Origin of the sequence: Novosphingobium sp. B1 (genome assembly GCF_900176395.1) — a bacterium.
In the GTDB taxonomy this organism is placed as follows: domain Bacteria; phylum Pseudomonadota; class Alphaproteobacteria; order Sphingomonadales; family Sphingomonadaceae; genus Novosphingobium.
The window spans coordinates 1-13,241 of the sequence record NZ_FWXL01000040.1 but is presented as its reverse complement, the minus strand read 5'-3'; the positions used below and the strand labels follow the sequence as shown (position 1 = coordinate 13,241).

Genomic DNA, 13,241 nt, shown 5'->3' with positions numbered 1-13,241 from the left:
CTTCTGAAATGCCGCATTCAAAGGCCTGACAGAAGACCGCACTCGATCATTTGCTCATTCAAGCCGAAAGCCTCTTGCGCAACGGACGGCAACCATAGAAGTGCCAGATTGCTGCGTTTTACGCATTTGACAACCTTAGCTCCTGCGTGATGCAGGATTGACGTCGGGAGAAGCTATTTGAATTTGTGGGATAGACCCTGTCCGGTCCTGCGGAAAGCATCGTTTAAGGTATGCCGAGTGATCAATCCCCGGAACGTTAACGATTGCCATTGTTTTTCCTGGCGCAGTCGTTAAGCCGCGCGATGCATGGCTTTGAAGTTGAAAGAACGTGGCGTCAAAAGGCTTGCTGCCGCATACTTGACGGCATCAGCACATCTGGATGCATTTTTCCTTTCCCCCGGAGCGTATCTGATTGCCACTAAATGGTGGATCTTAGGCAAGCGGGTGAGGGCTCATGGGCAATTTGCGCCTTTGTTGAGCAAATCGCCAAAAGCGTACAGCCTATGGGCAATGAAGCAAGGCCGGGTCGTTTTTGAAGGCTGCTCGTACGCAGACCAGTTTCCTATCACAGCGTTCGTGGACGTTAAAGACGACGCAAGCGAGGCTGATCTTTCTGCAACTGCCCAATGTCTCGCGAGGGAAGGCATTAGCGCCTTCTGGATTGGATCGAAAGAAACTCCCAGTGTGTTGTCAGCCGCATCTCGGGTTGATTGGAACGATCGGCCGGGATTGATGGTGCTTTCACCAGGAGACACACTCTTGAATGGCGCGGCTTCGCGCTATCGTCATTGGATGGCTAAAAACCCCGCTGCTCGAGTAATCTACGCAGACGATGACATCATGGCAAATCACCGGCGGGACAAGCCGCATTTCAAACCCGATTGGAACGCAGAGCTCTACGGCCACTTTGACTTTTTGAGTGGTTCGTGCATTCTCCGTCCGTCGTATGAAGACCTAGAGGCGGTTTCACTCTTGCCAAACTGGGTGGCCAGTTTGACTTCCAGGCTTGTCGCTGCCTCGGCTCCCCTCCATTTGCCTGAAATCCTCCATCATCGGAGACAGAGGCCACGGCCAAAGCTACCAGTGCAACCGGTACACATCCAATCTGGGCTACCCACTGTATCAGTCATTGTACCAACCCGAAATCGGGTGGATTTGCTCCGAACTTGTTTGGAGGGTTTGGGTAAAGTTACATACCCCGACACAGAAGTTATCGTTATGGATAACGACAGTGATGAACCGGAAACCATACGATTTCTGAACAAGTTATCTCAATCCGGAACCAAAGTTATAAGTCATCCCGGCCACTTCAACTACTCTGCGATAAATAATCATGGTGTGAGTGCGGCGACAGGTCATTTCATCTGCCTTCTTAACAATGACATTGAAATGCTTGATGCTGACTGGCTAGCAGTGTTGGCAACCCAAGCTACTCGGAAAGAGGTTGGCGCCGTCGGTGCCCAGCTTTTGTATCCTGATGGCCGGGTGCAGCACGCTGGGGTGGTTATCGGTGTCGGAAATGCTGCAGGTCATGCTCATCGCTTTTTGAAGCCTGATGACGAGGGATATTTCTTCCGGCATCGGCTGCCCCAATTCACAACTGCTGTAACAGCTGCGTGTCTCGTGGTGCAGAAAGATAAGTTTTTGGCCGTTGGTGGGTTGAATGAGCAAGAATTTCCAGTTGCTTTCAACGATGTGGATCTGTGCCTGAAGCTTAATGAGCGCGGATGGCAGTCCTTTTATGAACCTCGAGCAACTTTAATCCATCATGAATCGGTTTCGCGTGGGTTCGACAGAGACCCAGTCGGCGCAGCGCGCTTCGCGTCTGAACTTGCTGCCTTAAAGAGACTGTGGGGGACGGATTGGCGGTTTGATCCTTTTCACCACCCTCAGCTTAGTCGCGCTAGCGAGCAATTTGCTGTAGCATTCTGATATGAAGCATAATGGAAAGCGTCTGTCGCGTTTAGAATTGCCTCAGGTCACACTGTGTGCTGTTAGCTCTGTGAACTTAAAGGCAACCGTCGCAGCTTTAAAAAAATGTCTTTTCGAAGCAAATTTTTCATCAGCACTTTTATTCACAGATGCGGAGATATCTGATCTTCCGGAAGAAATTCGTCTGGTTAAGATACCAAAATTGAATTCATCGCGTGAATATTCCGAGTTTATTTTACTGCGACTGTGTGATTTCATTTCAAGCGAATATTGCTTAGTGGTTCAATGGGATGGTCACATAATCGATGCGACAAAGTGGTGTCCCGATTTCTTCAATTTTGACTACATAGGCGCTAGTTGGCCTCAGTTCTCTGACGGCTTTGATGTCGGCAATGGGGGGTTTTCCCTCCGAAGCCGACGAATGATGGAACTTTGCCGTCACAATGATTTCCAAATCTGCCATCCAGAGGACATAGCTATAGGTCGAGCAAACAGGAAGTGGCTGGAGGCTAATAATGTACGCTTCGCACCCCGTGCCGTCGCGGACCGTTTCTCCACGGAGCGGTCAGGCGATCTGGCTAACAGTTTTGGATATCACGGTGTATGGCTAATGCCTCAGGTTTTGGGCATTGAAGAGTTTTGGTCGTTATACAGCGATCTGGACGAACGAGGAACGATCCGCCATGATTTCGCTGGGATTGTCAGGCAAGCATGGAAGGGTCCTGGCGGCTGGCGACGAGCATTCCGGTTAGCATTGGATCAGACCAGGTTAAAAGCCTGACGCCAGAGCGAGCTGATCTGCGAAGAATCAAGAAGGACGTACCGCTTGCAAAACCTCTTTCCCGGCATTCCAATCGTCGAATCTCCTCTTTTCGAGTCACTTGAGCGTGAGCTAAGCCTGAGTCCCGAGGAGCGACGAATTGCGGATGCATTAAATCGCAAAGGCTTCGCGGTTCTCGATTTTCCTGATGAGAATTTGGACCATCGCATTGAGCGAATTCGCAACCGTTTGGCCCCGAGTTTTGGAATCGATTTCTCAAGCGTAGAAAGTGACAAGACTACCGGCGAGCGCCGCGTACAAGACGCATGGAAGTTTGACGAGGACGTAAAAGCGATTGCGGCAAATGAAACCATCATAGGCCTGCTTACCAAGTTGTATGGCCGTAAGGCATTCCCGTTCCAAACGCTAAATTTCCCTGTTGGAACTCAGCAGGACGCTCATTCTGACTCAGTGCATTTTTCCAGCTTGCCTCCAAGATTTATGTGCGGCGTTTGGCTTGCTATGGAAGACATAAGTGCGGACGCTGGCCCACTGTTTTATTATCCTGGTTCACACAGATGGCCGATAGTGACCAATGAATTAATAGGCCGACGTGGAGCAGGCAGTGACTTAAATTCAGCCCAAGATCCTTATGGCCATGCTTGGGCGGCGCTGTGCGATGCGAATGATGCTAAGCCTGAAGTATTTTTGGCGCGTAAGGGCCAAGCCCTGATATGGTGCGCAAATTTACTACATGGCGGTAGTATCCAGAAAGACAGTAGGCTGACGAGGTGGTCACAGGTTACTCATTACTACTTTGACGATTGTATATACTACACGCCGGCTTACTCTGACGAGCCGGTAGGCCGACTAGATTTACGCAGTCCACAATCCGTGGTGGATGGCAGTTTGCATCACAGCAAGTACCTCGGCGAAACAGTGGATTTTGTGGGGGCGCGGGTCGGAGCTCGGACCAATCGCCAGCCACCCAGTGTAGTAAATGCAATCATTCGGAAAATTTTAAAAGGCTCAAAGAATGTGTGACCGTCAGAATAACATTGCATGTGCCTTCGAGCATAATAGCCGACTAGCTGACGAAAAGACTTTTCTAAGGCTGACTGTTGGTCAAAGTGCCCGAGATTACTCCTTTGCAGATATCAGGGAAAGTGCATTCTCTTACAATGCATATTTCCGCAAGTCCGGGTTAAAGCCTGGAAGCGTCTTGGCGATCATTCTGACGCATAGCGTCGATCTTTATTCCGCATTTCTAGGAAGCATGATGGCTGGGCTTACGCCAACCATAATGCCGTTTCCAACACCAAAGCAGGATAAGGAAAGCTATTGGGCATCTCATCAAAAATTATTCGCTGTTTCAGGTATTGGTGCGATCTTTACCTACCGTGAAAATCTTGAAGACATTGCGCAATACCTTGGAGAGCACCTGCATTTTGTTGGCTCGAAAGAGGCCGTGGACTTCACAGTTAAAGATGAACGTATTACTCACAACGAGATAGCAGTTCTTCAACATAGTTCGGGCACAACGGCCCTAAAAAAAGGCGTGATGCTAAGCCATGAGGCGATATTTAATCAAGTTAATAGCTACAGCGCTAAGATTGGACTAAATTCAGATTCCAAGATTGTAACATGGCTTCCGCTTTATCATGATATGGGTTTCATTGCATGTTTCCTAACGCCTATTGTTCTAGGATGCGAAGTTGCGCATCTGGATGCATTTATTTGGAGCGCGAAGCCAACTATATTGTTAGATGAGATTGAACGGACATCAGGAGAGTACATCTGGTTGCCAAATTTCGCTTATAATCATATTGCCAACAGCGTTCGCTCTTCGAAAACTTGGGATCTTAGTTCCGTTAAAGCTATCATTAATTGCTCTGAGCCATGCAAGCCAGAAACATTTACTGCCTTTAAGGCGCTGCCGCAGTTAATCAACTTGTCCGAGAGTGCGCTACAAGTTTGCTATGCCATGGCCGAGAACGTGTTTGCGGTCACGCAGACGGATATCACAAAGGCACCTCAAGTGGTTTATGTCGATGAGCAGACCTTCCGCGGTGGCAAAGCGATTAACATCAGTGATGATCGCACTGGGGTTCCTGTGTTATCGTGTGGCGAGGTGATAGAGGGAACACAGATTGCCATCGTTCTGGACGGTGTTCCGTGCCCTGGTGTTGAACTAACGCTCGGAGAGATCGCGATATCAGGGGCAAGCTTGTATTCGGGATATTACAAACGACCTGAGATCACCGCAAAGAAGCTGATCGACGGCTGGCATCATTCTGGAGACGTAGGCTTTATTTATAATGGCGAGCTATTCGTAACCGGGCGTATAGATGACCTACTGATAATTCGAGGCAAGAATATCTACGCTCACGAAGTTGAGGACCTAGTAAACTCTCTAGAAATGACCATTCCAGGTCGAGCCGTCGCCTTTTCCGTCTTCAAAGGCAACAAAGGTGAAGCAGCCTTGGTGGTGATGGCCGAAAGTGATGATATCTCAGCTGAGAAAGAAGTTCGTTTAACCATTAGACGTGCGATCGAAGCAAACTTCGGGGTAAGCTTAGGTGACTTCAAGCTTTTGCCTCCTAAGAGCCTTCGCAAGACCACTAGTGGTAAGCTCAGTAGGTCTGAGAACAGTCGCCTCTATCTGGAGCTAATTTGATGTACAGTCGTGACGAAATCCGCCGTATAGTTTTTGAGAGCGTTTCTCAGACCTTCGACTTTCCAATAGCCGATATCCGTGAGGATATGAACGCCGGCGATGTGAGTGGTTGGGACTCTATCAGCACATCGTACCTGATTATGGACATCGAAGAACGCTTTGACCGTGAATTCTCTGTGGAAGAGGTGCTCGAGACGGAAAATATAGGACAGATGATTGACTATATTTGCGGTGCGATTTGATTGGAGGGGCAGTATGTATAGTGATAATTTTGAACCTCTTGGATCAAATTGCGAGTTCGGCTTTGTTCTTCAACGGGTCGAAAACTACACACCTTCGCTATTTCGTTGGACGTCGATCCAATTAAACGATCTTGCCCGATTGTTGGATGCTAACTTTTTAGGTGCTTTCGAGCGCTCGAAGATAAAGCCCCATACAGATGACATGGTTTTGGACGTGGAGTTCCAATGGGCATTTCACAGCGCGCTAAAATCGGAAAATGGCGCATTCTCGATCGAGGCGCCTAAGCTGGAAAAGCTCTTCAGGATCGAGCGCTCGCGCGTCCATCAACTCATCGAAAGATTTCGTTCTCGCCTTCAATCAGGCGAAGTGCTTTGCGTCTTCAGTGCCGACGGCTTGGAGGACGCGCAGGTCTTGGGCCTGAAGGCTGCGATCGATCGAGTGGCGGGTAACAACGACAATGGGCTGATTGTAGTGTCTGGTGACGAGGCAGCAGAAGCGCCACCTGGACACTTACGCGCACTCTCAGATAGAACCTGGAGAGGCAGAGTAAGTCAGTTGGCGCCATGGTTCCAAGCGGATGCTGCTGATTATGATAATTGGCAGTCGGTACTTACAACTGGTTCAGACCTGTACCTTGGAATTTCCCAACCCCCGACGGACCAAGCTTCGTAAAGCTAGCGATATAATTGATAGGATTTTTCATGGGTAAATTTTCATGGACGAAGCTCCAAGGAATCTTCGGCCAGTTCCAGCATAGAAGGGTGGACATCTCAACTGACGAAGAAGCATTTCTACGATCGATCTTTTGCGCCCAGTATTATGCTAGGGTGTCAGGGAAAGCGACACTATCAGAAGACCAGTTATTCGCGGACTTTTTGAAAAGCGGGCTTGGTCTCGACTTTTCACCGACACCACTTTTTGATAAAGAAATATTCTTACGACAAATTGTCGCGGGCACAGACAATACGCCGGCGATCCTAAAATGGTATAGATCCCCTCATAATCGCCGGTTAATTGCGTCTCAATTTTTTGACGCTGAGTATTACAATGATGTTTATCGGGACGTCGCGACTTCAGAAGTTAGTGGCTATGAGCATTATTTATGTTATGGAGAGCAGGAACGCAGGCAACCTAATGCCCTGTTTGATCCGTTTTGGTATGACCTAATTGCTGATCGGTCTCCTGCGGAATCTCAAATGACGCCGCATGCACACTTCATTACGTTCGGGATAGAGCGTGGCGCAGCACCCTGTGCATCTCTACTTTCAGTTTTTGCACGAACGTCTACGGCACGGCTCAAGCCGATGGAAACATACGGCCGAGTTGTAAGGGCGACCGCCCCGTGGTTTCGTAAGATCGGACAAAATCAAACCCATTTAGCACTTCAGCTATTTCATCCCGAGCATTACGAGGCCGCCGGTTCCTTAATTTCAACCGCGAGCGGCTTGGAGCGTTTGGAGCACTACCTAGAACTAGGGTTGATAGCCGGCTACAATCCAAGCCCATTATTTGACAGCGTATTGTATCAAGAACGTCTGGGGCTGGAAGCGACGACCTCTGACAACCCCCTTCTTCATTTCCTTGAGAATGGTCCGAACAATCGGATCGTGCCGACGAACCTTTTTGATCCAGACGATTATCTTTCCGCATGGCCTGATATTGCTGCCGCGAACCTATGGGGGTTCGGTCATTTTGTAGCACATGGCATTTTTGAAGGCCGACGGATTGATGGGTCCGAACGAGTGGGGCATTGGGCTCTGCCGGCGGATTCAGCTGGCGGCCAGTTGCACAATTGGGAGCTTTTTTGGGCAGAGGCTGCTTCAAATGGCGACACTCCTAATCTGGCTGCGCCGACAGAGGTTTCAGCGTTGGCTCGGGTTGAGCCCCAGCACCTTCCGTTGCTGAAGGCGCTTTTTTGCGCCCCATATTATGCTCAAAAGATGAATTTGAGCCCACAAACGCCTGAAGATCGTCTTTTCCAAGATTATCTTGATCGCGGCTTGAATCTTAACGTTCCGCCAGGACCGTTGTTTGATCCTGCAATGGCAAAGGCACTCGTCGGCGCGTCTGAGGAGCCAGTCATCATTGCATGGCTCAATAAGCGGCAGCCTCATTGGCGAGCTCCGACGAGCTTCTTTGACAAAAAATACTACTTGTCGATTTATGAACGTGAATTCCAAGGCATGGCTTTGGACCTGTTTGAGCACTTTGTGCTCCACGGTGTACATGAAAACAGGCAGCCTTGCGCCATTTTTGATCCGAACTGGTATCTTGGCGCGTATCCCCGAGAGGTTGGCGAAGAATCCCTGCCAGCCTATCTTCATTATCTAGTATACGGCTTGCAAAGGGGTAATGCGCCTTGTCAGCTACTACTCGCTACATACGCTTTGAACGGAAGCGATAAGTCCTCGCGCCTTGAGCAGTTTGTTGCAATCAACCAGTCGGTTAGTCGATGGCTTGCAAAGCTGGATGGGCATAAAGTGCAAGTACTTCTGGCCATGTTCTCGCCCTACTTTTACGACGGGGACGGCCGCCTCGCTAAACGTTCATCAGGCGCTGAGCGTTTGATCGACTTTTTGGACCGCGGTTTAGAAGCGGGAATTGCGCCAAGCCCATTGTTTGATCCATCTTGCTATGAAGTATCTGGGCTCAGCTCAGACGTGCCATTTTTGCATTATCTGCGACATGGTTGGAACAAGAAGATTGTACCCACGAAGATCTACTGCGAGGCGTCTTACCAGAACGCGCACTGGGACATCCAGCAGCATAAGATCTGGGGATTTAAGCACTTTTTGTTTCATGGTATATATGAGGGACGGAAAGTCGATGAAAGTGCGAAGCTGACAATATTTGTTGACACAACTATACAAAGCGATCTGCAGCTCAGTAACGTGAGACTTTTTTGGGCAGCTAACGGTGCGCCCTTAGCGTTATTAGGATTACCGTCACGCATTGCAAATCGCCAAATCAGGCTGAATGAAATCCTTAAGTCGAAGTCGTACGCTAAGTCTGTGCGGCGGGCGCTCGAACTTGATCCTAGCATCGGAGATATTAAAAAAGGTCAGGGATATCACGCGCCACCGTCACATGAGCCAGCATACCCAGCCATTCAGAAACTTTACGATCGCGTACCAAACAAGAAATATGAAACGATCGTTCTGGTCCCGTGGTTGCGTACTGGTGGCGCCGATCTTGTGGCTTGCCAGATTTCGTCCGCGTGCAAGCGCGCAGCTTCGGGTGGCAACGTTTTGCTACTCTTAGTAGACCAGCCAAACCTCGAACGGCCGGATTGGATTTCTGAGGGTGTTGATGTGGCGCACGTCTCGGATATCTTACAGTCATTGCCCGCCCAGACCGCCGAGAGACTGTTGTTCGTCTTGTTTAAGTCCCTCGCGCCTAAGCGGATAATAAATGTAAATAGCTTCCGAGGTTGGAAAACACTTGAGCGGTTCGGTAAGCGACTTCGTCCGCATATGGATCTGTATGCGTACATGTTCTGCTGGGACCAAACTAAAGATGGCTTCCGTGTTGGCTACCCGTCTTTGTTCTTTGCATCAACCGCTCCAGTCCTATCTGCGCTATTCACTGACACCGAGTATCTTCGGAATGAGTTAATGCGGATATACAGCCCTCCAAAGGCGATCGCGGATCGCGTCCGGCCGTTGTATACGCCGTCACGCACTCTCGCCCCGAAGAAATCATTTGCCGCGATGTCGTTTGAGCAACGCTCAGCGCGTCGGCCAAGGATTATTTGGGCTGGGCGGCTTGATATGCAAAAACGCTTCGACATGGTGCAGCTTGTTGCCCAGAAGATGCCCGATGTTGATTTCCTTTGCTGGGGCGATGCAGTTCTCGATACGCCGCCAGATCAATCCTCTTCGCCAAGAAATCTCATTTTGAGACCCGGATTCAAGAGTTATGAGGAGCTTCCTCTGCAAGATGCCGATCTGTGGCTATTTACATCTGCTTGGGAAGGCATGCCGACGATCTTGATCGAAATTGCCGTAAGAGGAATGTCCGTGGTTGCGTCAGCTGTAGGCGGTGTTCCTGAACTTATTGATGAAAGTACCGGTTATCCGGTGACGGACGCTGAAAGCGTTGACGCATACGTGAGCGCAATTCGGACAGCGCTTGCGGACCCAACTGAGCGAATAGCACGCGCAAACCGCCTCATGGATAAGGCTGCTCAGCGTTTTTCAGAAATGCAGTACGACAGCGCGCTGCGCACGATATTCTCCAAGGAAGATCAATGACTAAGATTACAGCTGTCATGAATGCCCATCGTGAGGGGCTGTTATCTGGCGTTTCTATTGCCAGCTTTAACGACGCATGCGAACATGCTCGCACTAACGGTTTCGAAGTAGATGGAATTTTTATTCTCGACCGTTCTGACGACATAACGAACCAGACAATTCGGCATGGCGCTCCAAAATCAGTCCAAGTTTTTGAAACAGACTTTGGCGATCTTTCGAGTGCGCGCAATTTTGGGGTTCATCACGCCACGGGTGATTTTGTCGGCTTTTTAGATGCTGATGATCTTTGGAGTATGAACTGGCTGACAGAGGCAGCCCAATTCTGCTTGGCGCAAACTAAAAAGATTGTAGCGCATTCGGAAGTAAATGTTATCTTTGGGGATGCGGAAAATCTATGGATGCATGCAGACTCTGAAGACGAGGATTTCGATCCGCTGTTTCTCACGATCGGTAACTACTGGGACTCGATGAGCTTTACCTGGAGAGAGGTTTACGAAAAGTATCCTATACAAAAGAATGAACTAAAATTAGGCTACGGATACGAAGATTGGCATTGGAACTGTGTTACTCTGCTCGAGGGTATCCCGCATCGACCCGTCCCAGACACGTTGCACTTTAAACGGAGGAGGGGCGGCTCACTCTTAGCTAGCAGTGCAGACAGCGACGTAGTGATTGCTCACACAGGCATTTATGAAATGGCTCGGGAGTTATGGGCGCTGCGACAAGGCAGCAACACGCATGTTGCGTAAGTGGTCCTTTGTCATCGCGTTGGCGCTTTGCGATCAGGCTGCCGCGCAAGAAACGGCAAAAGAGGGCGTACAAAGAACAGGGAATGTCGATCGGTCACCTAGTATCGTGACATCTGCCCGCGACGGCGTAGCGATTTCAAAGCCACAGGCGCCGGCGTCGTTTCGAGCATTTCGTTCGCAGCCGAACGGGGAACCAGTAAACATCTATCAAGCCATGGTTCTAAACGGCACGGTCATCGAATCGACGCGCAAAAATTTCCTCGCGACTGCGACACCAGACAACGTCGCATTCTCCGGCTGGGGAATCCGAGGGGGGACCGGATCAAACCCACTTGTCGTGTCGAACTTCGGTGCGTGGTTTGAAAATAACACTGGGATCGTTTGGGCTCAAGAGGTTGATGTTAATAACGAAGGTTCTACGCAGGCTGAAGGGTCAGACAGTGGGGGAGTTGGAATCGCTCTCAACACTGGTTCAACCTATTCTCCGGACACGGCAATATCTATCCGACGGACAAAAGGTGCTGGAAGCGGACCGGGCTTTCTTAGGGGGCTGGTGATAGAGGGTGTCCGGAATACTGGCATTCGAATAATAGCCATGGACAATAAGACCTACCCCGACCTTAAGCCATCCGCCACCGGCCGCATTCTGGCTTTGCAGATTGCCAAAAGTAGCGACGGGCAGTCTCGCATGGCAATTGATGAAAATGGCACAATCAATTGGGGAGATGGGTCAAACAAACCTGACGTTGCGATCTACCGGACCGCTCCAGGAGTGCTTAGTATAAGTGGTGCAATTAATGACTCTGTGACTTGGACAGATTACTCGCCATCGTGTGCGGTGAAAAATGGAGCACTTGAAAAATACGAGGCGAGAGGTCGTTTTAATCGCATCGGAACGCGGGTATTTTTCACTATTAACATTCAAGCCATTAAGAATGGTAATAAAGGTGCCGCGATTGTATGTACGTTGCCTCTGCGGGCTAAAACCGATCTCGTGCAGACGGCAAGTGGTGTAGAAACCGGATCGCGAATCAGAGGAATTGTCGCAACTTTAGCGGATAAAATCTCTATATTCTCATCCACTGGCTCTTACCCTGCTGTAAACGGCTCACTTCTGGCGCTTTCTGGTGTCTACGAAGCAGAGATTGAATAGTTTATGTTATATTCGATCTCCAAGTGCGATTCTCGCAGCCCTCATTAAGCAATGTCGATTTGAGCTTTGTTTTTTATAGATCTAATGCTTTTTTCAGAAAGGATGTACGCATCCGTTGAGAGCCGCCTTGTCTGTAGGATGACGGACCGGTCTTAAGTTCGCACTTATTTGCGAGCTTAGGAGCGGTTGTTGTGGGCCGGATCACGGTTTTCGGTGGACCTGAACGTCGCCGCCATTGGAGTTTGGAGGAGCGGCGGCGCATTCTGGAAGAATGCCTTTGCCCCCGGTGCGTGCGTTGCGCGTGTTGCGCGTTGCCACGATGTTTCCACGGCTTTTTGGTTTATACCTGGCGGCGCAAGCTGAGCGCGGCGCTTGCTGCAGCTCAGGAGAACCAAGGTTTCGTCGAAGCTGTCGTATTGGAAGAGAGCAGTTCTGTGCCAACACCTGGGCAACCGGCGATCATAGTTGAGCTCTCTCACGGGGGCCGGGTGAGCATCTACAATTCGGCGTCGGCGACGTTGGCACAGACCGTCGTCAAGGCATTGGCCCGATGATCCCGATCCCAAGCGGCGTGAGGGTGTGGTTGGCGCTTGGGCACACGGACATGCGGCGGGGAATGCGTTCTCTGGCCCTGCAGGTCCAGCAAACCCTGAACAAGGACGTGCATGCCGGCGATCTGTACGTCTTCAGGGGGCGGAGCGGATCGCTGTGCAAGATCTTGTGGCACGACGGCCTCGGGATGTCGTTATACGCAAAACGCTTGGAACGAGGACGTTTTGTCTGGCCATCTGCAAAGGATGGGACGATTGCGATCTCGGCTTCGGCGATGGCCTGCTTGCTCGAAGGCGTGGATTGGCGCAACCCGCAGGAGAGCTGGCGACCAACGCAGGTCGGATGATTCTGCCCCGTTGCAAAACTGGGTCTTCAGTCGAGAAAATACCGGTGAATGCTGGGTTTGAGCGGGCTTTGCGGGTATAATACTGCATGGTCCCCGGCGATGCCCCCGATGAGCTTTTGCAGCTTCGTGCCGAGCTGGCCTTGGCACGCGAGCAGGCCGAACAAGCTCGGGACAAGGCACTGGTGGCCGAGGCCGAGGTTGCCAAAGTCTGGGCGATCAATGCCGACCTGCTGGCCCGCAACGCCCATCTCGAACTGATGAATGAGCAGATGCGCCGCGACAAATATGGCGCGCGCTCCGAGCGTAGCCGGCGTCTGCTCGATCAGCTCGAACTGACCTTCGAAGAGCTCGAGGCCAATGCCAGCGAGGCCGAACTGCTTGGCCAGATCGCGGCTGCCAAAACCACCACGGTCCAGGCCTTCACCCGCAAGAGATCCACCCGCCGCGACTTCCCCGCCGATCTTCCGCGTGAGCAGGTCACCATCCGCGAGCGCACTTGGCGGGCTACACCGGGATTCTCCAGGTCGACAGGTATGCCGGCTTCAATGCCCTGTTCGAGGACGGCCGCTCGGACAA

10 protein-coding genes and 2 pseudogenes are annotated in these 13,241 nt (G+C 50.7%); all 12 read left to right on the top strand.

The window, feature by feature from the left end:
- The first annotated feature begins 306 nt into the window (after positions 1-306).
- Complete coding sequence (locus tag B9A23_RS21480; protein ID WP_084281422.1) at positions 307-1,932, top strand: glycosyltransferase family 2 protein; 1,626 nt, start codon at positions 307-309, stop codon at positions 1,930-1,932.
- A gap of 1 nt (position 1,933) precedes the next feature.
- Complete coding sequence (locus tag B9A23_RS21475) at positions 1,934-2,713, top strand: DUF5672 family protein (RefSeq protein ID WP_084281420.1); 780 nt, start codon at positions 1,934-1,936, stop codon at positions 2,711-2,713.
- A gap of 45 nt (positions 2,714-2,758) precedes the next feature.
- Positions 2,759-3,736, top strand: coding sequence for a phytanoyl-CoA dioxygenase family protein (locus tag B9A23_RS21470; protein WP_084281418.1), 978 nt, complete (start codon positions 2,759-2,761; stop codon positions 3,734-3,736).
- Entirely contained in the window at positions 3,729-5,369 is a 1,641-nt protein-coding gene (locus B9A23_RS21465; protein WP_084281416.1) for an AMP-binding protein, read from the top strand. Before B9A23_RS21470 ends, B9A23_RS21465 begins: the two co-directional genes overlap by 8 nt.
- Positions 5,369-5,611, top strand: a complete 243-nt coding sequence (locus B9A23_RS21460; RefSeq protein ID WP_084281414.1) for an acyl carrier protein — start codon at positions 5,369-5,371, stop codon at positions 5,609-5,611. The genes B9A23_RS21465 and B9A23_RS21460 overlap by 1 nt, the downstream gene beginning before the upstream one ends.
- 13 nt (positions 5,612-5,624) lie before the next feature.
- Entirely contained in the window at positions 5,625-6,284 is a 660-nt protein-coding gene (locus tag B9A23_RS21455; RefSeq protein WP_139797642.1) for a hypothetical protein, read from the top strand.
- 29 nt (positions 6,285-6,313) lie between these two features.
- Positions 6,314-9,865 (top strand): glycosyltransferase family 4 protein, encoded by a 3,552-nt coding sequence (locus B9A23_RS21450; RefSeq protein WP_084281411.1) that lies wholly within the window; start codon positions 6,314-6,316, stop codon positions 9,863-9,865.
- Positions 9,862-10,614: a glycosyltransferase gene (locus B9A23_RS21445; protein ID WP_084281409.1), complete on the top strand. Its 753-nt coding sequence runs from the start codon at positions 9,862-9,864 to the stop codon at positions 10,612-10,614. Before B9A23_RS21450 ends, B9A23_RS21445 begins: the two co-directional genes overlap by 4 nt.
- A complete protein-coding gene (locus tag B9A23_RS22570) occupies positions 10,556-11,767 on the top strand; it encodes a hypothetical protein (protein ID WP_217806658.1) in 1,212 nt (403 codons plus the stop codon). Before B9A23_RS21445 ends, B9A23_RS22570 begins: the two co-directional genes overlap by 59 nt.
- Positions 11,768-12,317: 550 nt before the next feature.
- Positions 12,318-12,665 carry an IS66 family insertion sequence element accessory protein TnpB gene (gene tnpB, locus B9A23_RS21435; RefSeq protein WP_084281407.1) on the top strand — a complete coding sequence of 116 codons (348 nt, stop codon included), beginning with the start codon at positions 12,318-12,320 and terminating at the stop codon, positions 12,663-12,665.
- Between the two features lie 86 nt (positions 12,666-12,751).
- Positions 12,752-13,150: pseudogene (locus B9A23_RS21430) on the top strand (transposase); the annotation flags it as partial.
- A pseudogene (locus tag B9A23_RS22565) lies at positions 13,141-13,241 on the top strand (transposase); the annotation flags it as partial. The pseudogenes B9A23_RS21430 and B9A23_RS22565, both read left to right, overlap by 10 nt.